At 61.1% G+C, this 21,665-nt stretch carries 14 protein-coding genes and 4 pseudogenes; 9 read left to right on the forward strand and 9 right to left on the reverse strand.

All coding sequences use genetic code 11. From position 1 onward, the window contains the following. Positions 1–239: 239 nt before the first annotated feature. Together ABIB80_RS15040 and ABIB80_RS15045 are read right to left on the reverse strand one after the other, a co-directional pair. Entirely contained in the window at positions 240–6,119 is a 5,880-nt protein-coding gene (locus ABIB80_RS15040) for an AAA family ATPase (RefSeq protein ID WP_354127825.1), read from the reverse strand. Between the two features lie 794 nt (positions 6,120–6,913). Then, positions 6,914–7,240, reverse strand: a pseudogene (locus ABIB80_RS15045) (alpha/beta-hydrolase family protein); the annotation flags it as partial. 72 nt (positions 7,241–7,312) lie between these two features. On the opposite strand from ABIB80_RS15045, the pseudogene ABIB80_RS15050 reads away from it, so the two are divergent. The 4 genes and pseudogenes from ABIB80_RS15050 to ABIB80_RS15065 all read left to right on the forward strand — a co-directional run. After that, positions 7,313–7,435: pseudogene (locus ABIB80_RS15050) on the forward strand (hypothetical protein); the annotation flags it as partial. Between the two features lie 119 nt (positions 7,436–7,554). Further along, positions 7,555–7,665, forward strand: a pseudogene (locus ABIB80_RS15055) (hypothetical protein); the annotation flags it as partial. 12 nt (positions 7,666–7,677) lie between these two features. Then, positions 7,678–8,085, forward strand: coding sequence for an AMP-binding enzyme (locus tag ABIB80_RS15060; protein WP_051058399.1), 408 nt, complete (start codon positions 7,678–7,680; stop codon positions 8,083–8,085). Between the two features lie 241 nt (positions 8,086–8,326). After that, positions 8,327–9,097 (forward strand): hypothetical protein, encoded by a 771-nt coding sequence (locus tag ABIB80_RS15065; RefSeq protein WP_354127826.1) that lies wholly within the window; start codon positions 8,327–8,329, stop codon positions 9,095–9,097. 747 nt (positions 9,098–9,844) lie between these two features. Here the strand turns inward: ABIB80_RS15065 and ABIB80_RS15070 are convergent. Then, positions 9,845–10,570: a caspase family protein gene (locus ABIB80_RS15070; protein ID WP_354127827.1), complete on the reverse strand. Its 726-nt coding sequence runs from the start codon at positions 10,568–10,570 to the stop codon at positions 9,845–9,847. A gap of 253 nt (positions 10,571–10,823) precedes the next feature. Between ABIB80_RS15070 and dusA the strand changes: the two genes are divergently transcribed. After that, on the forward strand, positions 10,824–11,819 hold the full coding sequence (gene dusA / locus ABIB80_RS15075) for a tRNA dihydrouridine(20/20a) synthase DusA (RefSeq protein WP_354127828.1): 996 nt from the start codon (positions 10,824–10,826) through the stop codon (positions 11,817–11,819). Positions 11,820–11,852: 33 nt separating this feature from the next. Here dusA and ABIB80_RS15080 read toward each other — a convergent pair whose 3' ends face one another. The 5 genes from ABIB80_RS15080 to ABIB80_RS15100 all read right to left on the reverse strand — a co-directional run bounded on the left by ABIB80_RS15080 (position 11,853) and on the right by ABIB80_RS15100 (position 16,589). Continuing rightward, entirely contained in the window at positions 11,853–12,407 is a 555-nt protein-coding gene (locus tag ABIB80_RS15080; protein ID WP_007592605.1) for a TIGR02281 family clan AA aspartic protease, read from the reverse strand. Between the two features lie 28 nt (positions 12,408–12,435). Next, entirely contained in the window at positions 12,436–12,639 is a 204-nt protein-coding gene (locus tag ABIB80_RS15085; protein WP_007592603.1) for a DUF1289 domain-containing protein, read from the reverse strand. Between the two features lie 44 nt (positions 12,640–12,683). Further along, positions 12,684–14,279 carry a sensor histidine kinase gene (locus tag ABIB80_RS15090; protein WP_354127829.1) on the reverse strand — a complete coding sequence of 532 codons (1,596 nt, stop codon included), beginning with the start codon at positions 14,277–14,279 and terminating at the stop codon, positions 12,684–12,686. Positions 14,280–14,416: 137 nt separating this feature from the next. After that, a complete protein-coding gene (gene nhaD / locus ABIB80_RS15095; RefSeq protein WP_007592600.1) occupies positions 14,417–15,694 on the reverse strand; it encodes a sodium:proton antiporter NhaD in 1,278 nt (425 codons plus the stop codon). A gap of 22 nt (positions 15,695–15,716) precedes the next feature. Beyond that, positions 15,717–16,589: an NAD(P)-dependent oxidoreductase gene (locus ABIB80_RS15100; RefSeq protein WP_354127830.1), complete on the reverse strand. Its 873-nt coding sequence runs from the start codon at positions 16,587–16,589 to the stop codon at positions 15,717–15,719. 182 nt (positions 16,590–16,771) lie between these two features. Here ABIB80_RS15100 and ABIB80_RS15105 point away from each other — a divergent pair. The 4 genes and pseudogenes from ABIB80_RS15105 to ABIB80_RS15120 all read left to right on the forward strand — a co-directional run bounded on the left by ABIB80_RS15105 (position 16,772) and on the right by ABIB80_RS15120 (position 20,479). Next, positions 16,772–17,210, forward strand: a pseudogene (locus ABIB80_RS15105) (VOC family protein). Positions 17,211–17,263: 53 nt separating this feature from the next. Next, positions 17,264–18,406 carry an Mrp/NBP35 family ATP-binding protein gene (locus ABIB80_RS15110; RefSeq protein WP_354127831.1) on the forward strand — a complete coding sequence of 381 codons (1,143 nt, stop codon included), beginning with the start codon at positions 17,264–17,266 and terminating at the stop codon, positions 18,404–18,406. Positions 18,407–18,638: 232 nt separating this feature from the next. Further along, positions 18,639–19,730, forward strand: coding sequence for a TRAP transporter substrate-binding protein (locus ABIB80_RS15115; protein ID WP_018459388.1), 1,092 nt, complete (start codon positions 18,639–18,641; stop codon positions 19,728–19,730). A gap of 395 nt (positions 19,731–20,125) precedes the next feature. Continuing rightward, the gene (locus ABIB80_RS15120) at positions 20,126–20,479 is read left to right on the forward strand and encodes a YunG family protein (RefSeq protein ID WP_473365630.1); all 354 of its coding nucleotides are present in this window, start codon (positions 20,126–20,128) and stop codon (positions 20,477–20,479) included. A gap of 51 nt (positions 20,480–20,530) precedes the next feature. Here ABIB80_RS15120 and ABIB80_RS15125 read toward each other — a convergent pair whose 3' ends face one another. Then, the gene (locus ABIB80_RS15125) at positions 20,531–21,511 is read right to left on the reverse strand and encodes a sensor histidine kinase (RefSeq protein ID WP_354127962.1); all 981 of its coding nucleotides are present in this window, start codon (positions 21,509–21,511) and stop codon (positions 20,531–20,533) included. Positions 21,512–21,665 lie beyond the last annotated feature (154 nt).

Consider the following 21,665-nt stretch of genomic DNA (forward strand, 5'->3'; position numbering starts at 1 on the left):
GTGCAGATTCAACGGTACAGGCCGACTACGCGCTCGTCGTAGAATAGGATACTAGGGCGGGCAAAACGGACAACCTGTTTTGCCCAGTCGCGTCGTGATCCCTCGACCGTTCTGCGACAGCTTGGTGATTTAATCTCCGCCGCGGCAGCCGGGATCGGCACGGCTGTGATCGACTTGATCTTCTCGATCGCAAAGCGCGAGGTGCGTGCTCGAAGTTGGAACCGGCAATCCGGCCACAATCAAGAAGCGTCGGCAGGGTGGGCCGGTACGGTGAAGTGAAAAATTGCGCCGTGGGGCTGGTTGCGCGTCACCCACAAGCGTCCGGCATGCGCTTCGATAATCGAACGACAGATCGACAGTCCCACCCCCAAACCGCTGGGCTTCGTCGTGTAGAAGGGCGCGAAGGCGTGCTCGAAGGTTTCAGAGCTCATCCCCGGTCCCGAGTCCTTTACCTCGACGAGAACACCGTTCGGTGCAGCCTGCGCGGTGGTGATCAGCACTTTGTTGGCTCCATTCGCGACCGTGCCGATTGCCTGGACAGCGTTGACAATCAGGTTGAGAACCACTTGTTGCAATTGGACGCGGTCGCCCTCGACAAGCGGCAAGCTGTCTGCAAATTCCGTCTGCACCGAGATGCCGTTCTTCATCGCTTCGCCGCGGGTAAGCTCAATAACGTCCCTGATCGCCTCATTGATGTCCAAGCGATCCTTCCGGGGCGGTGCTTTTTTGACGAGATCGCGAATTCGTTGGATGATGTCGCTGGCCCGAGCGGTATCGTTCATAAGCCAGTCCAGTGATTCCCTGACCCTCTCAAGATCCGGCGGATTTCTCTCCAGGAATCGCGCGGCCGCACCGGCATTCATGGATGCCGCGGCAATCGGCTGGCTCACTTCATGCGCGATCGAGGCCGTGAGTTCGCCCATGGTGGCGAGGCGGTTAGCGTGCGCAAGCTCCTTCTGTATCTCGCGCAGCGCCTCTGCGGCCCGCTTCTGTTCGGTGATGTGCCGTCCAACGCCGCGATAACCGATGAAGTGCCCGGACTTGTCGAGCACCGGCAGCCCGGAGACGGACACGTAGCGCTTGCCGCCATCGGGCGTAGGGCGCGCGAGCTCGAAATCGCGGAACGGAAGGTGGGCATCGAGCGTCTCCCGATGCTTGCGCCAAGCCTCCTCGTCGGGCTCCAAGTAGGGCACTTCCCAGCGCGTCTTACCAAGTTCAGAGCCCGACGCGGGTGCGTCGACCATGCCTTCGGCGAATTCCTGGCGAATGAAACGATGCCGCGCATCGGATTCCCAGTACACGTCGAAAGAGAACTGTACGAGAGTCCGGAAACGCTCCTCGCTCTCCTGCAGAGCCACTTCCGATCGTTTGCGCTCCGTCAGGTCAACGACAAAGGAGACGCCCTGGTCTCGTTGTTCGTCGAACGCAGCCATGCCGATCAACACCGACACGCGGCTTCCGTCCTTGCGGAAATACTCTTTCTCGAACGGCTGCACGCTACCCATCTTTTTTAGTTCCGGGATCCACCATCGCTCGTGGCGGTCGAGCCATTCAGGCGGCGTCAGGTCAGTCCAGCGCAGGCGGCCCGAGACGAGATCCTCACGGTCGTATCCCACGATGCTGAGAAACGCATCGTTGGCCTCCAGAATCGAACCTTCAAGCTCCCAGATGATGATTCCGATGATGTTGGCATCGACAAGGCGTCGGATTTTCGCTTCCCGTTCTCCGAGATCGCGGTACAAAGCCGCATTTTCCAGCGCGATTGCTGCCTGTGAGGCGAGCAGCTTCAGCACCGCAATTCGCGCCGGTGCAACAACGTAGGGCGTCAGTGTATTCTCGAGGTAAAGCACGCCGATAACTTTCGCACGGTTGATCAGGGGCATGCAGAGAATGGAACGAGCGTTGCGCTGATTAACGTAGGGGTCCGTGGCAAAGGGAGGCTGGACCGTGGCATCCCCGAGAACCGCGCACTCTCTGGTTCGCAGTACGTAATGGAGAACGGATTCGGGAAGGAGATCCGCGGTCACCGCTGTATTGCGCAGTTCAACAGTAACTTTATCGCCGGTTGTCGTGGCTTCCGCTTCAATGCGCGGCTCGGTGTCGTGCGACAGGATCAGCAGACCGCGTTCAGCCCCTGCTTGTTCGATGGCAGTGCGCATGAGCGTCTCGATAAGCGTCTCCAGCACCATCTCACCTGACACCGCTTCCGACACCTTGATGACAGTGGCGAGGTCGAGATGCTCGATCGGCGATCCAATCGTGCTCATCGGGCTTGGCTCTGATCTCGCCTCCCTGAGGTGCGGGTGCATATCCTCAAGTTGCCGCACTTTGCCGTCTGCCCCCCAACGAACATAGCAGTCGCTCGCTCTCCGCAAATAGATGCCAGCAAATTCTTCGAAACCACGCGCGCCGTAAAACCGCGCGGCCAATTCATAAGCGATCGCCTCGTGGTGGACGAAGCCGTTGTCGCGAGCGGAGCGGATGGCTTGTTCATAGAGACGCTCCGCGTCCAGTTCTCTGCCTTGGAGACGGGCGATCTCGGCGCCCGTTAGAATAGCGCGGTCCGCGAAATTCTCCGGGCAATTCTGTGCCCACAAATCGAGCTGCGTGTGGTGCCCAGTCAAGGCCTCAAGGTGCCCTTGACGTTGTTCGGGGTGTGCCGAATTCCAGCATGCAGCGTGCGATAGCGCTGCATAGAACTCGTATTCCACCGTCTCGAGTAGCTGCGGTGGTGACCACGGCAGTCTCCGCGCCTTCGATGCTGCGTCGACGGCCGGCGAATAGTCGCCGGCAAAGAAGCACGCTTGCAGCTTGCGGATCCAATACCAGCTCTCGGGCAGCGCGAATGCCGGATCGGCGGCCAAACTCCGTTCGAACCGAAGCTCGTCGGACGGGTCGTCGTGCAGAGCGCCGAAACGCCGCGTCAGGCCGCGCAGCATACGGATTAGCCCAAGCTGCGGCATTATGATGTCGGCCACCAACGCAAACTTCGCCTTCTTGCTCAACTGCAACCCGTGCTCGGCTTCGCGCTGCGCTTCTGCAAGCGCATCGCCCGCCGCAAGGAAATTCGTATTCAAGCTGGCGCAACTGAAGGCCGCGAACGTGACGTCGCCACTGCTGCTCGCGGCCTCAAATGCGCGCTGAAAGGCGTCTCGGGCATGCTGGAGGTGCTTGGTCCATGAAAGGACAAGGTTGCCATAGTTCAGGTAGGTCCTGGCGTGCACCCGCGAAAATCCGCGCCGCTCGACCAGCTCAGTGCCGATACGGCTGAATCGAAGGCCCGCCTGATAGTCGCCGAAGCGCGCGCCGGCAATGGCGCCGAACATGACGTAAGGAACGCATGAAGCATCGTTGTTCCCCCACTCGAGGCTGATCTCCACCGCTTTTAGGGCCACCAGCGAGCGAAGGTTCGCATCAGTGAAAAACGCCGGCGGCATGAGCGCCGTCAAAAGATCTATGGTCGCTAGTGCGAGTGCATCACTCATCAACGGCAGATCCAATAGCTCCTCGACCGACCGATTCCCGAGCCGAGATCGGACGTGCTCATATTCGCGTCGGACGTCATCATCGCTTGGGTGGACTACCCATCGAATCCCGAGTTGTTCCAGATAGCTGAGACCGGCGCTAACCGCGCGGTCCGGCTCACTGAGCGCCGTATACAGATCCACCCGGCGGCGCGCGACGACAGCAAGGTCGGCGGCGGTCGCGGTTCGCGTCGTCAGCTCCTGCAAGCGCTGTTCTGCCTCCAGGACCGAGCCAGTCACGAACTCGCATTCGGCGCGATGCAACTCGAACGCAAAGGCAAGCTGCTGGCGTTGCTCCCAGCAGTCGTCTGGTAACAACGCGGCACCGGCAGCGGCATAGTTGAGCGATGCCGCGTAGGCCGCCGCCCCCCACGCGCGCAGGCTGGCTGTCAGATTAAGCTCTGCGAGTTGCTCGCGTTCGTCTCGCGAGGTGATCAAGGGCTCGCCACGGTTGAGCTGGTTGACGATCTCGAAAATAGCCCTCTCCCACTTCTCCCGGGGGGTCTGCGCCAGCAGCTCCCGACCGATTCGCAAATGCAGCGCCGCGCGTTGATCATCCGCAATCAGCGAGTAGGCGGCTTCGTGCACTCGATCGTGGACAAACCGATACACTCCTGGCTGGTGCTCGACCAATTCCTGGCGAATGGCCTCCCACAGATCCGCGTGTACCCGCTGCTCGGAGCGACCGAGGACGATCGAAATTGTCCTCGTGTCGGCGATGTTGCCGAGACAGGCCAGCCGCTGCAGCGTGATCTGCGTCTCGGCAGGCAGGCGGGTCAGCTTTGCGATCATCAGATCCACGACATTGTCGGTGTGGCCCTTGACGTGAATGCGAGCGAGATCCCAGCACCAGCACCGTGCGTCGTGATCGAAGCGGACCAATCCCTCTTCGGCAAGCGCCTGAAGGAATTGAATCACAAAGAATGGGTTGCCAGCCGTCTTATCGTGAATCAACTTCGCGAGTGGCGCGGCACGCGTCGAATCGCAGCGAAGAGCATCGGAAATCAAACGCGAAATGTGTGAGCTGGCAAGCGGCGCTAGAATGATCTGCTGCACGTTAGCGCCAGCACTCTTTATGGCCTCAAGCCTGTACCACAATGGATGAGCGACGGTGACCTCGTTGTCGCGAAAGGCGCCGATCAGCATCAGGTATTGCAGTTCGGAGCGGGTTAAAAGGTCCTCGATCAGATCGAGCGTGGCGGCATCGGCCCACTGGAGATCGTCGAGGAACAACGCCAATGGATGCTCGGACTGTGCGAATACCCCTATGAAGCGCCGGAGCACGAGACGGAAGCGGTTCTGTGCTTGCTGCGGAGGGAGCTCAGGGACGGGTGGCTGCTCTCCGATGATCAACCGCAATTCAGGGATCAGATCGGTAACAAGTCGTCCATTGGCGCCCAGCGCACCACGAAGCGCTTGGCGCCAGTGCGTCAGCTCGGCTTCGTTGTTGCTCAGAAGGAACCGCACGAGACTCTGAAAAGCCTCCACTACCGTTGAATAGGGAATATCGCGTTTGTACTGGTCGAACTTGCCTGATGCGAACAGCCCGTGGGACGGAACAAGGCGACGATGGAGCTCATTGACTACCGAGGATTTACCAACGCCGGAATAGCCGGTAACCAGCATCAATTCCGGCGCGCCGCTCTTGATCATCCGGTCAAAGGCGGCCAGCATGGCTTCAATCTCGCGGTCCCGTCCGTAGAGCTTCTCAGGGATCCGCAGTCGGTCGGGCGTGTCGTATTGTGCGAGCGCGAACTCTTCGACGCGGCCTCCGGTTTCCCATTCAATCAGGCAGCGGCGTAGATCATGTTCGAGGCCTGAAGCGCTCTGGTAGCGTTGCTCGGCGGATTTGGCGAGCAGTTTGAGGACTATGGTCGAGATTGCAGCCGGTACAGTGCTTACCCGCTCGCCGGGCGCCACTGGCTTTCGCGCAATGTGGCAATGCACCCACTCCATGGAATGTGCCGCTGAGAACGGCAACGAGCCGGTCAGCATCTGATAGAGCGTAACGCCAAGTGAATAGAGGTCACTCCGGAAATCGATCGACCGGTTCATCCATCCGGTCTGTTCGGGAGCCATATAGGGCAGCGTGCCCACGATGAATTCCGGCGGCCCAGGGGCGCGTCGCTCGCGGGCGAGGCGCGAGGCGATACCGAACCCGGTGAACCGGACCCGTCCGTCCTCGCAGTTCACCATAATATGCGCCGGCTTCACGTCCTTGTGGACGAGGCCGCGTTGGTGCACCTTGTTCAGGGCTGCGGCGATGCCGATCGCGAGCTGCAGAAAGCGTCCGATGTCCATGGGCGCACCAAGCAACTGTTCGAGCGGCTGGCCACCAGGATCCTCGAGCAGCAGCACTGGACGGTCACCATCGCACTCCAGCCCGAGCGGCCGCATTGCCCAAGTCTCATCTAATTGGTCTTTCAGCGCAAACTCGTGATCAAGACGATCGAGGAGGCCGGACGAAGCGTGTTTCGCCTTGGGAAGTACGGCCAATACAGTTCTGCAGGCGCCATCGGAAGCCGGACGCAATGGCCGGCAAAAGATGCGGTCATCGTCCTCCCATAGCACTTGGAACCGGCTATCCATGCGCATCAACCCAAAACGCTGGGTTCAACCCCGAAGCCTCCGCGTGACCAATATCGGGCGAGGAGGTACTGTGTTGCGCTCTGTGGCTACATCGACACTGCCATAAAAGCGGGCTTCTGCCCAGCGTAAGCTGCGGCGCCAGGCAGATGACGGCGAGAAAGCCGAAGCGCCGCTAGCCGGACACCAACCGTGTTCGCGCGCGAGCCGGCGGGCGAATTCAGCTGCGTATCGAACTCGAAATATGCTGCCCGATGCGTCGCCACAACTTCTGCTGGCCGTCCGGACCGGCTCGAATGCGAACGGCTTCTGCGGCTCAGGTGTGGTCTGGGCACCGGATTGCTATGCGGTGCGGCCCACGAGCTGATTGGCTCATAAAGCGGACGCGCACCGCCTTTGATTCCGGTCGCCTTCATCCCACTCTATGGTAGCAATCCGTTGTTAATGTCCACCATCATTCAGAATTCAGAGCATTTGTTAGTTGGCGTCGTGTGCACCGGGACATCAAACAAAATCTCTCTAAAGGCGGCGGAGGCAGGCGAAAGAGAAGCGGATGTGTGCGCCACTGCAGAATGGCTGGCGGGCGATGCAGATCGAAGGTGTGATGGAGCAGCAAACCCAACCCGCCTGCACCACAGCTTGAACGATCAGCGAAGAATTCCTCGCACTCGCCGATATCGTTGACAAAGCTGAGGTCAACTTGATCTTGTCGAAGTGAAAAGCGGTGCAGATGGCCGAGTGATTAATTCTCAGTGCCGAGGCATTGAGCGCAACGCGAGCGGCCATTATCTTTCCCTGTCGAATTAGGGATTGTCGCCGCAGACGCCGGCAGAGACGTTCGCAGCCCTTCCGAGATGACTCTTAAGTCTTCCAAGTGCCTCGGCCGGCCAATTTCGGAGATTGGCCACCGCAACCCATGCATCGGGATAGTGTTCTGGCGCGTAGACATGGCCATAACCGAAGGGCGTGCCGGTTGCGACCGCCATGTCAACGGCGATCTGCAGCATGGTCACGACCGGATACCATCGAAGTTCAGGCGAAACGTCCGGACCGCGCGGTGCATTCATCTAGGCCGGGCGCCGGTAGGCGTACCGATAATCGAAGAATACGATCGCGTCACTTGCAACCTGCTGGTGGCCGGGCGAGTTTCCGGACTGCTTCGCCAAAATCGTCCATCCGACCGCACCTACGGCGTGCTGCCGATGTCCCACATCGTCGACTGTTCCATTCTGCTGATTTCGACGCTGATGCACGGCAGCACCTTGCACGTCATCGCCAAGGCCGATCCGGCTGCGCTCGCTCATGCCATCGCCGAGGAAGGGATCACCAGCCTGTTCGGCGTGCCGGCCACGTATCAGCGCTTGCTCGAATACAAGGCGGTCAAGGGCATCCAGATCGAGGACGAGCTTGGTATTCCGCTCCTGAACAATTATAGCACTACCGAATGTTCACCGGGTCTCTCCGGTGTCCGCTCAGACCTGTTCCAGACGAGTCGGTTGGCCCCTTTCTTCCCGGTATCGAGCACCGGATCGTGGACGGGCAAGGCAGGACGGTTGCGATCGGCGAAGTGGGCGAGCTGCACGTTCGCGGCCCCAACGTGATGCTGGGCTACTATCGTGCTCCGGAGCTGACGGCGGCGGCGATCGACAGCCAGGGCCGGTTCAACACAGGGGATCTCGCCCGGGTGAACGGTGAGGGCCATCTCTACATCGCCGGCCGCACCAAAGAACTCATCATTCGCTCCGGGTTCAACGTCTACCCCGCCGAGGTCGAGGCGGTTCTGAATGCGCACGATCAGGTCGTGCAATCGGCCGTGGTGGGACGATCTGTCGATGGCAACGAGGAAGTCGTTGCGTTCGTCCAACTGCTGCGAAGCGGGATCTGCAAAGGCGTTGGGAAGGTCCGCGCCTGTCCAAAGAATGTAGTCGTCGGGTTGGCCCGCCACGCCAATTTCGAGGAAGCGCGCATAGTTTAGGCCATCTATCGTAAATTGCCTGTTTGAGAAATTCTGCTTCAGCTATGTAATGCCGTGGAAGATTGATTTAAGCGCTTCCGCAACTTTTTCCTGTGCCACTGTCGGAAAGTCTTTCTTATCTGTCCGGTTCTGGATACAGCGCCTTGAAGCGTTCCGCCACCGGCGCGGGCAGTCTTTGCAGTCACCTCAGAATCTTGGCATAAGGACGTAATTCGTTCAAGAAAATGAAATTGAGGAACTGATGTCTGCCGGGTCATCCAATCGGGGCTACTTCGTTTTAACGCTCGCACCCTTATCGGGAGACGCGGAATACACGGACGCTGGCACCTTCGATGATTTCGATGAAGCAATGCGTGAGGCGGAAAAGCTTAGCGGAGCTAATCAAGACAAGGGCGTCTACCTGAGCGAAGCTGCGGTGTTCAAAGTCGGACGTTCCTCAAAGGAGGAGCCGATGATGTTCTGGTGGAACAAACCCTACGCTGACATTCTCGAAGAGGTGCCTCGCGCCAGAGGATACGGCTACCACACGCCTAAGAGGGGCGGCGCGAGATTTATCGAGTACGAACCAGACCCAGCTTTTCAAACATTCGAAGATTTGGAAGAACAGCTAGGCGATGCCGATGAAGCAGAGTCGGACGAGGCCGAGTACGCCACAGGACATTGCGAATCCTGCGGCAAGATCGTTCCCCTTTACGAGCTGAGCGATTTCACCACCAGCGAAGAAGCCGGTCGTTTATCGGGATCAACTCGCACAGGACGGTCTTCCTCGAGACGCACTTCGCCTAGGAGCTCTTCATACACTAGCGGCTCTTCGTCTTCGAGTTCGTCCGGGCGCGGAGAAGGCGACGCGGGAATGGACGAAATCCCAGCCAGCGCCGCGTCTCTTGTTCGGACCACTGGCGAGAAGAGCCGGGTCGCTGAGCCGGGACAGGTCGACCACGTAAAGCCCTGCATCGCCGCGGAATGGCGCTCACCACCGGACGGTTCGGCTGCGCCTTCGCGCGGCGCCTGATGCACTCCGCCGACAGCAACATACGATTCACATATGTGGATGCTGGAACAACGTCGGCGGATTTCAGTCTCCGTTGCATCATTTTCCCGATTGGTCCACCGGCGGGCCATGATCCAAGCTTGTTAGAAGGCTTGGTTGGGGGTTACACGACATGCGTGAATATCCCGGTCCAGCGGCTGACGCCATTGTGCGGCTGCATGAGCGTCTAGAACAGCTTACGTCTCAATTGTCCGAACTGGAGTGTCTTCGGGCCCGCGTGCTCGAAGCGGAGCGGAGCGTACTGATCACTGTCGAAACCGCTCCGTCCCGTTCGCGAGCGCCATCGCGGCATACGCGTTTTCCAGTTTCCCCAGTCCGTTCATCTCTTTGAAGTTGTGGCACGCGAACTTTAGCCTCCCCTTGACTTCGTCCGAGGCTCTGGCAGAGGCCGCTAGCGACGGTGCGGCGTTGGAACGCTTCGCCGATTAGCGAATGTTCCCGGCACACGGCCCCAAAGTGGGCAATGCAGTCGTGCCCCAGCTCCCCCAATCCCTCGGAGCCGGGGCAACCCGGTCCACCACCATGTTTAGAGGTTTTGCTATCGCGCTATTTGGGCTGACCATTCTTTCGCAGCTCGATCAGGCGCTCTTCCTATGGTCGAAATACTGACGCTGCGCGCAGGCTTGTGCGGCAGATTAGTCGCAGTTTTGGGTTGTAGGTGAGCCGTGCTGCCATCATTCGCGCGAGGCATGTGAGCTTCCTCAACGGCTACTTCTTCAACAGTATCCCTACCTGAACAGACGAAGCGTCCGGAAATAATGCATTGTATTCGGTGCCAGGCCGCAATACCGGAACCGCTATTTCCCCTTCAACGTGACCAAACATAACTGGGGTTTGCACGTATCCAAATCGCGCAGCATCCGCGCGCACTCGTACGGTAGTGTCATGAACCAGCTTTACAACACTGTTTGCGATATCGCCCTCCTGAAGGAGCGGGATGATTGCTTGGGTAAAAAGCCCATGTTGAGAAATCGGATCCTCAAGCGCCTCTTCGGTCACACCGCACGCAGCGAATAGAACGCGCCCATTACCGGTAATCTCCACAAAGGCTGACCCAGCGTCGCGAGGAATTGGGCTACCTTCGAGAACGCGCGCCGGGGCGCCACCACTAAAGCAACAATCGAGGAAACAAATGACGGCCTTTGCGCGTGAGACCTTGAATCGACGGGCTAGCTCATCCATTGGGAGAGTCGTGGCGGCTAGGTCAGAAAATTGCGTGTCATGAGTGACTAGGCGATGGTCATGGATACCATGGCCTACGAAACTCAGAATGACCGTGTCTTCAGGTCCTGCTGCATCAAGTGTTGAAGTGAGCAGGTCGCGGATGGCTGCAAGGGTATCCTCGACGTGAAGGTCGACGATGTCGCCGAACGTTCGAGCCTGCACAGCAGCCTTCGGTTTTGGTGATCCACTGCGGTCGATGTTGCGCTCCATATCGAGCGCCCAAGTCCTCGCCGTCCTTGCGCCGGCGGAAAGTCTCTGACACGTAGCGGTTCTTGCGGCGGACCTGGACGCGCCAGTTCCCGGAAGACAATTGCGTGAAGCTGGCCACGGCCGTGTGCACTCCCCAATTCGTGTGCGCTACGTGTGCACTGAGAGGTCAAAACAGGTACAAACGTGTGCAAATTCGGCTAGTTTGGAGTGCACACGTTCATGCTTCATCCTATTGAAAGCACACGGTAAATCATTGAAATCGCAACGCTATCGCTTTTCTGTGGCGCCCATGATGGATTGGACCGACCGGCATTGCCGGGTGTTCCACCGTCACCTGACGCGGCGGGCGCCGCTCTATACGGAGATGCTGACCACTGGTGCCATCATTCATGGTGACCGGGAGCGGCTGCTTGGGTTCGACATGGTCGAGCACCCGGTCGCGCTTCAGCTTGGCGGGTCGGATCCGCGCAAGCTGGCGCTGGCGGCGCGGATCGGCGAGGAGTTCGGTTATGACGAGATCAACCTCAACGTCGGCTGCCCCTCCGACCGCGTGAAGGACGGCCGTTTCGGCGCTTGCCTGATGGCAGAGCCTGATCTCGTGGCGAGGTGTGTCGAGGCGATGAAGGGTGCGGTGGCCGTGCCCGTGACCGTGAAGTGCCGCATCGGTATCGACGACCAGGATCCGGAAGTCGCACTCGACAAGCTTGCGCGCGCGGTCGTCGCCTCCGGCTGCGATGCGCTTATCGTGCATGCCCGGAAAGCATGGCTCAACGGTTTGTCACCGAAGGAGAATCGCGACATCCCGCCGCTCGACTATGATCGCGTCTATCGCCTCAAGCGCGCGATGCCCAATGTGCCTGTCATCATCAACGGCGGCATCCCCGGTGTCGACGAGGCCAAAGCACATCTCGATCACGTTGACGGCGCGATGCTCGGACGGGCCGCCTATCAGGAGCCATGGCGGCTGCTCTCCGTCGATACCGACATTTTCGGCGAGGAGGCGCCGCATGCCTCGATGCAGGATGCGCTCGAAGCGATGATGCCCTACATCGAACAACAGCTCGTGCGCGGCACGCGGCTGCACTCCATGACGAGGCATTTCGTCGGCGCATTCCATGCCGTGCCCGGCGCGCGCGCCTTCCGCCGCCATCTTGCCGAGCAGGGGGTGAAGCCGGGCGCCGGCCTCGAGGTGCTGCGCGATGCGATTGCACGTGTCGGTGCCCGCGCGCCGGCAGAGGCGGCGACCTAGCCGTAGTCGCATGACGAGCCGGATTGCAAAAGTCTAGTCGACTGCCAGGCGCGAGCGGCGGTGACTGGTCTGGAGCTCCGGATAACCGGTGAGCATCAGCTTGTCGGCGCGCACGCCCCAGCTCTCCAGGCGATCGAGGAAGCTCATGCCGAGCAGGTTGGTCTTCATCTGTCCGCGCTGCACGACGAGGGCCGGCACCGATTTCTCGACGAGGTGGCCGACGGAGAGACGGTCGATCGTGAGGCGGGCCGCCTTGGTGTGACCGCCCGCGGTTTCGAGATCGACGTCGTATTCGAGCATCTCGAGCGGCAGCCCGATCGCTTTCGCGGTTTCCCAGGTCAGCACCACCGAGGTCGCGCCGGTGTCGATGACCATCGGTGCGGCCACGCCGTTGATCTTGGCGCGCAGCGCGAATTCGCCGCCCTGGCCGCGCTGAATCTGCACGGCGGGGGCGGGCGCTGCGGTCTGCGTGCGAAAGATATGCGAGACCTTGCTGCTCGCGCGCGCGATCTGGTCGGAATCGCCATAGGCGACGACGGCACCGGCCGTGCAGGCGAGCATGATGAGAACGAGCAGGAACCGGATCATTGCGCATCTCCCGATGCGCTCAGGCCGGTCAGCTGCGTTTCGGCGATCCCGCGATGGGCGCAAGTCCAGCCTGATTCATGCGCGCCGGCAACAGCGCCATGAGCGCGAGCCGTTCCGCGCTCTCCATGGCGTGCCAGCGCGCGATCTCCGGCAATGTGCGTCCGCAGCCGAAGCACAGCCTGGTCTTGGGATCGATCATGCAGACGGCCACGCACGGCGTTTCTTTGCTCATTCGGACATAGTGGCGGATGGTCGGGCATGACTGCAAGCATCTCGTTACGAGCCCGTACCTGCGCTCATGATCGGCTTGCGGCGGGGCCGGCGCTTCTCGTCCGCGACCGCGGAACTCTCGGGTTGGAGCGGCGGAGAATCATCCGACATCGGCGCCAGCGCGCTCATCACGCGCTCGGGCGGGAAGGTGACGATCACTTCGGTGCCGATGCGCAGCTTCGATTTCAGCGTGAACGTACCGCCGTGCAGGTCGACCAGATTCTTGGCGATCGGCAGGCCGAGACCGGCGCCCTGTTCGGCCGACTTGATCGAGTTGGAGCCTTGGCCGAACGATGCCAGCACGACCGGGATCTCGTCCTCGGGGATTCCGGAGCCGGTATCCTTCACCGAGAGATATTGTCCGCCTGAAGCCGTCCAGCCGGCCTTGAGCCAGATCTCGCCGCCCTGCGGAGTGAACTTGATCGAGTTGGAGAGCAGATTGAGCACGACCTGGCGGATCGCTCGCTCGTCGGCCCAGAGCCGCGGCATTGCCTGCTCGAACACTTCGTGGATGGTAATGCCACGGCTCGAGGCGCGCAGCTTCATCAGATGATGGCAGTCGGCGACGATGCCGACCAGCGAGACCGCTTCCTCGTTGAGCTCGTAGCGGCCAGCCTCGATCCGCGACAGATCGAGGATCTCGTTGATGAGGTTGAGCAGGTGGACGCCGGAATTGTGGATGTCGGCCGAGTACTCCTTGTAGACCGGCACGGCATGCGCGCCGAAAATCTCGCTCTTCATCACCTCCGAGAAGCCGAGGATCGCATTGAGCGGCGTCCGGAGTTCATGGCTCATCTGCGCCAGAAAGCGCGACTTGGCGACATTGGCGGATTCGGCGCGGTGGCGCGCCTCGTCCGAGATCGCCTTGGCCTGTTCGAGCTCGCCGATCAGCGCGTCCTTCTCGGCGCGCGCCTCGAGCGTGGCGAAGGTCGAAGAGTGCAGACGGTGGGCCAGCAGCACGAAATAGCCTTCAGCGGCGAGGGCGAGCGCGGCCAGGATGTAATTGTCCAGCGAGCCGGTCATCACGAAGCTCAGCGCCATCGCGACCGCGACCGGTGCGGTGGCGGCGAGGGCGGCGATCGGCAGATTGGCGGCCAGCATGCTCGATACTGCGATCACCAGCAGCATCAGGAACATCATCAGCGATTCCGTGATCATGTCGAGCACGGGATGGATCAGGATCGCCATCCAGCAAAGGCCATAGAGCAGGTCGAGGACGACGAAGCGTGTCTGCCATGCGCGCGTTCCCGCGGGCGAGGCGGGCTCGGCCAGGAAGCGGTGGCAGCTGCGGATCATCGCGGCATGGATGCAAAGCATGCCGGCGGTCCAGGCCGCGGCCGGGATCGGCTGCATCCACAGCCCAAACAGCACGCCCGTCGCGACCACAAGCAGCATCACGACATAGGAGGCCGACAGCCGGGTCTGGGCGTAATGGCGCAGCATCTCGGCGTCGAAAGCCGGCCGGGTTCCACTGGTAGACGTTAACTTGTCGCGCGCCTCGCGCACCCGCTGTGCCGCAGCCCGGCGATGGCTCGCCGACGGCACGCTCACCGGCTCGGCCGGAAGCTGCACAACCTCGGGCTTTTCAGCGGGTTTACTCATCGCACAACAACAATTCCTGCCCGCGCGGGACGGGCCTTCTGCATTGTCTATCTCTGGCAAGAAATCCTTAAGAGGTGACTTAAGGAGCTAAAGAATTACGTTAACCCGGCGTTAATTTTGGATCCGGTGTGAGCCGCTCAATGCAGCGCCGCGTGCTGTGCGATGTACACCACTGCTCCCGCCAGATAGCCGGCGAGCGCCGGGAGGGCGATGCGACGGGCGTACCAGAGGAACTCGATGCGCTCGAGCCCCATGGCGGCGACGCCTGCGGCCGAGCCGATGATCAGAATCGAGCCGCCGGTGCCGGCGCAATAGGCGATGAATTCCCAGATGAAGCTGTCGGGTGGATAATGCGCGAGGTCGTACATACCCATCGTCGCGGCGACCAGCGGCACGTTGTCGATGACGGCGCTGAGCAGCCCGAGCACGATCACGATGATGTCCTGTCGGCCGATCGCGGTGTCCAGCCATTTGGCCAGCATGGAGAGCAGGCCGGCATGTTCGAGGCAGGCAACCGCGAGCAAGATTCCGAGGAAGAACACGATCGAGCCCATGTCGATCCGCGTCAGCGCATTCGCAAGCGTGAGCGGACCGCGGACATGCTCATCCTTATTGCGATGAACGATCTCGCCGACCAACCACACGATGCCAAGCCCGAGCAGGACGCCCATGAACGGCGGCAGGTGCGTGACCGTCTTGAAGGCGGGCACCGCAATCAGCACGCCGAGTCCGAGATAGAACATCACGTTCCGCTCGAACGGATCGACGCCCTGCAATCCGTCCTCTTTCGGCGGCGGTGCGATGGTCTTGCCCTTGAGCGAAAAGCTGATGAATGCGAGCGGCACCAGCAGGTTCAGCAGCGAGGGCAGGAACACCCCGCCCATGATTTTTAGGGGCGAAATCTGTCCGCCGATCCACAGCATGGTCGTGGTGACGTCGCCGATCACGGTCCATGCACCACCGGCATTTGCGGCGATGACGATGAGTGAGGCGAACAGCAAGCGGTCGTCGCGCTTGGCGATCAACCGCTGGATCAGCGAGACCATGACGATGGTGGTGGTCAGATTGTCGAGGATTGCGCTGAGGAAGAAGGTCACGAAGCCAATCAGCCATATCAGACGGACCTGGCTGGTCGTGCTGATGCGGGAGGTGATGACCTCGAAACCGTCATGGGCGTCGATGACCTCGACGATGGTCATCGCGCCAACCAGGAAGAACACGATCTGCGCGGTGGCGGCGACGGACTCGTCAAGCTGACGGCCGACCAGCGTGTGGTCGCCGGTCGCGAGCGCGTAGATTGTCCAGAGCACGCCCGCGCCGAGTAGAGCAGACGCGCTCTTGTTCACCCCGATCGGATGCTCAAGCGCGATCGCCGCATAGGCGAGGACGAAGATTGCGGCGAGTGCGATCAGCAAGACAGGATCACTTCGTCAGGTGTCAGCGATTAAGGCGCGCGAGCAGGCTCGACGTATCCCAGCGCTTGCCGCCCATCTTCTCGACCTCGGCGTAGAACTGGTCGACCAGCGCGGTCACGGGCAGGTTGGCGCCGTTGCGGCGGGCTTCAGCCAGTGAGATCGAGAGATCCTTGCGCATCCATTCGACCGCGAAGCCGAAATCGTACTTGTCCTCGTTCATGGTCTTGTAGCGGTTCTCCATCTGCCAGGACTGCGCGGCGCCCTTTGAGATGGTTTCGATCACGGCGGCGACGTCGAGGCCACTCTTCTTGGCGAAGTGAATACCCTCGGAGAGGCCCTGGACGAGGCCGGCGATGCAGATCTGGTTGACCATTTTGGTCAGCTGGCCGGAGCCGGCGGGCCCCAGCAATTTGCACATCCGCGCATAGGCGCCCGTGATGATCGGCTCGGCACCCGCATAGGCGTCCTGCGTGCCGCCGCACATCACCGTCAGCACGCCGTTCTCGGCGCCGGCCTGGCCGCCGGACACGGGTGCGTCGATGAACTTGAAGCCGGCCTTGGTCGCGGCAGCATCAAGCTCACGCGCGACCTCGGCGGAAGCGGTGGTGTGGTCGACGAAGGTCGCACCCTTCTTCATGCCGGCAAACGCGCCGTCGGCACCGATCGTGACCGCGCGCAGATCGTTGTCGTTGCCGACGCAGCACATCACGAAATCCTGGCCCTCGGCCGCGGCCTTCGGGGTCGCCGCGGTCTTGCCGCCGAACTTGTCCGCCCACTCCTTCGCCTTGGCCGCGGTGCGATTATAGACGGTGACCTCATGGCCCCCTTTTTTCACGAGGTGTCCGGCCATGGGGAAGCCCATCACGCCGAGACCGAGGAAAGCGACTTTAGCCATCTGTGGTACCTTGTCCGTAGTTTGGGTTTTACGGTTCTTGCCGGGCGAGGGCCGCCCGGTTCCGCCATTGCGGCAGATCGGCCGCACCATAAACCCTTGAGGCCGGAGGGCAACGGCTTCGTTTGGCCCCTGCCTGTGCTAGGATGGCGGACTTAAGGACTTCAAAAAAATGGAGCGAAGGCATGGGCGGCGTAAGCGTGGGCGTGCTCGATCATTTCAACATCCGGACCCGGAATCTGGCCGAGACCGCCCGCTTCTACGAGGACGTGCTGGGCCTGGAAAAAGGCCCCCGGCCGAATTTCGCCTTTCCCCGGCGCCTGGATGTACAGCGAGGGTAAACCGGTGGTGCACCTGGTCGGTATTTCTCCGACTGCCGAGCCACAAAAGCCGGATTCCGGCGTTGTCCACCACGTCGCCTTCGCCAGCCGCGGCTTTGACGGCATGAAACAGCGGCTGGCCTCAAAGGGGATGAAGTTCGACTCCCGCCAGGTGCCCGGCGGCGAACTCTGGCAGATCTTCGTCCATGACCCGAACGGGGTCATGATCGAGCTGAACTACGAAGCGGCCCTGGAGCAGGGCGCCGCGCCCGCCGAGATGGCTGACGATATCGGCAGGCAGTAGCCTTTTGGGCGTTTCCGCTCTAATGGGGCATCTTGAATTCTAGGAGATGCGCTTTGAGCGTGACGCAGCAACAGGTTCTCGACAGCCTCGCCAGGATCAAGTCGCCCCGCGGGGTTGCGCTCACCAATGCCAATGTGCTGAGCGCGATCAGCGCGGCCGACGGCAAGGTGTTCTTCTCGATCAATGTCGATGCCGCCGAGGCGCGCGCCTGGGAATCCGTCCGGGCCGAGGCCGAGGCCGCGGTGCGGGCCATTCCCGGCGTCACCACCGTCATGGTGGCGCTGACCGCCGAGCGCAAGGCCGGCGCGGCGCCGCCACCGCCGCCAACTCCCAGCCGCGGTACGCCAGGCGTGCAGCCGGTCCATGCCCACAAGCCGCCGCCGCAGGGCGGCGCCCAATCGCCGATGGCGCGGCAGTCCGAGATTCCGGGCGTCGCGGCCGTGATCGCGGTTGCCTCGGGCAAGGGCGGCGTCGGCAAGTCCACCACTGCTCTCAATCTTGCGCTGGGCCTGCGCGATCTCGGCCTCAAGGTCGGGCTGCTCGATGCCGACATCTACGGCCCCTCGGTGCCGCGGCTGACGGGCCTGCATGAGAAGCCGGAGCTGGATGGCGAGCGCAAGATGATTCCGCTCAGGCGCTTCGGCCTGGCGATCATGTCGATCGGCTTCCTGGTGGAAGAAGAGACTGCGATGATCTGGCGCGGGCCGATGGTGATGTCGGCGGTGACGCAGATGCTGCGCGACGTCGCATGGGGGCAGCTCGACGTCCTCGTCGTCGACATGCCGCCAGGGACCGGCGATGCCCAGCTCACGCTGGCGCAGAACGTCCCTTTGAAAGGCGCCGTGATCGTCTCGACCCCGCAGGACCTGTCGCTGATCGACGCAAGGCGGGGGCTTGCGATGTTCAAGAAGGTCAACGTGCCCGTGCTCGGCATCGTCGAGAACATGAGCTATTTCCAGTGCCCGCAATGCGGCACGAAATCCGACATTTTCGGCCATGGCGGCGCGCGCCACGAGGCTGAGAAGCTCGGGGTGCCGTTCCTGGGCGAGATCCCCCTGCACATGGCGATTCGCGCCACCTCGGATGCGGGCACGCCCGTTGTGGACAGCGAGCCGGACGGTCCCCATGCGGCGATCTACCGCGCCATTGCGGGACAGGTGCGGGACCAGCTCAAGGGCGTCGTCGCCGCGGCCTGAGCGGATCCAAGGCAATACCTTCAAGCCAACCCCTTCAAACCAATACTCTGGGGACATGCGACTTTCGTAGAGCCCTGTCATGCCAATGTCGCGTTTCGAAAGCGGGGCTTCCGTGTTAAAGGCCCACGGCAGTCAAGCCCCTTCGGTTCGACGCGGCCCAAGAACGCGTCGCCGGAATGAGCGGCAGCAAAGAGGAAGTTAGGGGAAACGCCCCAACAAGGAGAGACTGAAGATGAAGCGTCGTGATTTTCTGAAAGTGTCGGCAGCCGGCGCGGCGGCGACCGCCGCGGTGGCCTCGCCGGCAATCGCGCAGTCCTCGCCCGAGATCAAGTGGCGCCTGACATCGAGCTTCCCGAAGTCGCTCGACACCATCTATGGCGGTGCCGAGCAGATGGCGAAGTACGTCGCCGAGATGACCGACAACAAGTTTCAGATCCAGGTCTTCCAGGCGGGTGAAATCGTTCCGGGCCTGCAGGCGCTCGATGCGACGCAGAAGGGCACCGTCGAGATGTGCCACACGGTGTCGTATTATTACGTCGGCAAAGACCCGACCTTCGCGATCTTCGCGTCGGTGCCTTTCGGCCTGAACGCACGCCAGCAGAATTCCTGGCTGTACCAGGGCGGCGGCAACGAACTCGCCAACGAGTTCTTCAAGAAGACGAACGTGGTGGGCTTCCCCTGCGGCAACACCGGCACCCAGATGGGCGGCTGGTTCCGCAAGGAGATCAAGACCGTTGCCGACCTCTCGGGCCTCAAGATGCGCATTGGCGGCATTGCCGGCCAGGTGCTCCAGAAGGTCGGCGTGGTGCCGCAGCAGCTCGCCGGCGGCGACATCTATCCGTCGCTCGAGAAGGGCACCATCGACGCGGCCGAATGGGTCGGCCCCTACGATGACGAGAAGCTCGGCTTCGCCAAGGTCGCCAAGTACTACTACTACCCGGGCTTCTGGGAAGGTGGTCCGACCGTTCACGCCTTCGCCAACATCGACAAGTGGAACGAGCTGCCGAAGAACTACCAGGCGATCCTCACCAACGCGACCGTCAACACCAACACCTGGATGGCCGCGCGCTACGACATGGTGAACCCCGGCGCCCTGAAGCGTCTGGTCGCCGGCGGAACGCAGCTTCGCCCGTTCACCAACGAAGTTCTGGAAGCCTGTCTCAAGGCGACCAACGAATTGTGGGGCGAGATCTCGGCCAAGAACCCCGACTTCAAGAAGTCGATCGACGCCATGCAGGCCTACCGCTCCGACGAGTATCTGTGGTGGCAGGTTGCCGAATACACCTACGACAGCTTCATGATCCGCTCGCGCACTCGCGGTTGATCTTCGAATAAGCCGCAAGACGACAGGCCCGGTCTCGTTCGCGAGGCCGGGCTTTTTCTTTGGGACGAGGCTGCGGAGCGGCGTTGTCGCCGGGGTACGGGTGGGGCGTCCAACAAAAAATCTGAAAAACAACCCCATGCACAGTAGACGAGGGGTGAGAGGACAAGGCGCTGCGCGTGCAGCCAAGCGCTTGATGCGATGGAGCTAATTGGCAGGCAGGCCCAAGCATCGCGCGGTGGATGGGAACTTCGCATTTTAAGCGCAAAAGCGGGGTGAGCCCAGGCGGACCAAGCGAATGTTTCAGCGAGGGCCATTTGACTCGTCGGGCAAAACAGGAGCATAAAGGTATTATCGCATAATCCGAAATTGCTACCTCGGTGCCGCTCCGTGGGGTGATGATGAGCTTCGATCCCGATGAGGTTCAAAGCGCGCTGCGCAAGGCCTGGTCGTTGGCAACGGCCAGTCAATGGACGGCGAGCAATCCGGCGGCAGGACAATGCAACGTCACCTCGCTGCTGATCCACGAGCTCTTCGGCGGCGACATGCTGAAGACGCCGCTGCCTGCCGGCGACCATTTTTACAATCGCATCAAAGGCCGGCGGTATGACTTCACGGCGAGCCAATTTGATCAGCCGATTGCTTACAAGGATTTACCTGCAAGCCGTGCCGATGCGGGATTGGGAGCGACAAGCGATGAACTGGCCGAACTCAGAGCCGCCTTTCAGGAGCGTCGTACGAAGAAAAGGTAAGGGCCAATCGCAGACGGATGACAGGACTGTGCGCGGGAAATCAGCTGAACATCAATTCGCAAGACGGTCTTTGCTCATGCGCAGGATGACCACCACACCCTCATCCGACCAGTCAAAAGTTATAGCCCCGCCAAGCTGGGCGGCCATACTTCGGTGCACCAACTTGCTTCCAAAGCCTTCGAGCTTTGTTGGAGCGACAACGGGAGGACCGCCCCGTTCCGTCCACTTGACCACGACCTCGTCCTCGTGGGCGTTGCACGACACGTCCAGGGTACCACTTGAAAGCGACAGCGCACCGTATTTCGCAGAGTTGGTTGCCAGTTCATGCATTACCAAGGCGAGCGCTGTGCTGGAAGTCTCTCCCACGTTCATCTTGGGGACCGAGACGCGAATACGAACGCTGGCTCCCTTTTCATCGTACGGAGCAAGCAGAACAGAGATGAGGTCTCCAAGAAGCGTCCCCTCTCGATTTCGTCCTGGTACCGGGCGAACAAGGTCCTGAGCACGTCCAAGAGCGATCAGGCGGCTGGTCAGCTCATGGGCCATATCTTCTTTTGATGTTGCCGAGCGTGAGCTCATTTGAGTCAGCGCCGTTGTGATGGTGAGAAGGTTTTTCAGCCGGTGACTCATCTCGCCCGCCAGCAGCTCGTTGGCTTCCTCAGCTTGCTTGCGTTGGGTTACATCCAGGAAAATACCGAACATGGTTCGATCCGCGATGTCGGCGTCGTCGCCTTGGCCCCGAGCGGAGATCCAACGGATATCGCTTCCGGTTAGAATACGAAAATCTATTTCGTAGGAGCCGACGACTGCGCGAGTAGCGGCAAATGCCGATCTCACCCTCTCGAGATCGGCGGGGTGGATGTTTTTGGACAGTATCTCAAACGTAATTTTCTGCTCGCCCTTGGGCACCTCCCAAAGGTCGTACGCGGGTTCATCCATGGTGATGGCGTCGGTATCAACGTTCCACGACCATAGAGCGACACCGGCCGCGCGAGTGGCAGCCCGGAGGTGCCTTTCGTGCCACAACGGCATCGTCACCTGGCTAGCACACATTGCGCTTTGCTTTCCTGCATATCCGGCCAAATCGGCCCCCCTGCCGACCGGTGATTGACAGATACCATACCCGGGCGAAAAGGTCTCGGTTCTATCGAAAGGGCGGGTTGAAGCCTGGTCCCGCGCCCGAGTT

This window comes from Bradyrhizobium sp. i1.15.2, assembly GCF_040548425.1.
Taxonomy (GTDB): Bacteria; Pseudomonadota; Alphaproteobacteria; order Rhizobiales; family Xanthobacteraceae; genus Bradyrhizobium; species Bradyrhizobium canariense.

Bases quoted from the DNA above. Each gene is read 5' to 3' on its own strand.
- ABIB80_RS15040 (WP_354127825.1), bottom strand. From the start codon at position 6,119: ATGCGCATGGATAGCCGGTTCCAAGTGCTATGGGAGGACGATGACCGC.
- ABIB80_RS15065 (WP_354127826.1), top strand. From the start codon at position 8,327: ATGTCTGCCGGGTCATCCAATCGGGGCTACTTCGTTTTAACGCTCGCA.
- ABIB80_RS15070 (WP_354127827.1), bottom strand. From the start codon at position 10,570: ATGGAGCGCAACATCGACCGCAGTGGATCACCAAAACCGAAGGCTGCT.
- ABIB80_RS15080 (WP_007592605.1), bottom strand. From the start codon at position 12,407: ATGATCCGGTTCCTGCTCGTTCTCATCATGCTCGCCTGCACGGCCGGT.
- ABIB80_RS15085 (WP_007592603.1), bottom strand. From the start codon at position 12,639: ATGAGCAAAGAAACGCCGTGCGTGGCCGTCTGCATGATCGATCCCAAG.
- ABIB80_RS15090 (WP_354127829.1), bottom strand. From the start codon at position 14,279: ATGAGTAAACCCGCTGAAAAGCCCGAGGTTGTGCAGCTTCCGGCCGAG.
- ABIB80_RS15100 (WP_354127830.1), bottom strand. From the start codon at position 16,589: ATGGCTAAAGTCGCTTTCCTCGGTCTCGGCGTGATGGGCTTCCCCATG.
- ABIB80_RS15115 (WP_018459388.1), top strand. From the start codon at position 18,639: ATGAAGCGTCGTGATTTTCTGAAAGTGTCGGCAGCCGGCGCGGCGGCG.
- ABIB80_RS15120 (WP_473365630.1), top strand. From the start codon at position 20,126: ATGATGAGCTTCGATCCCGATGAGGTTCAAAGCGCGCTGCGCAAGGCC.
- ABIB80_RS15125 (WP_354127962.1), bottom strand. From the start codon at position 21,511: ATGCCGTTGTGGCACGAAAGGCACCTCCGGGCTGCCACTCGCGCGGCC.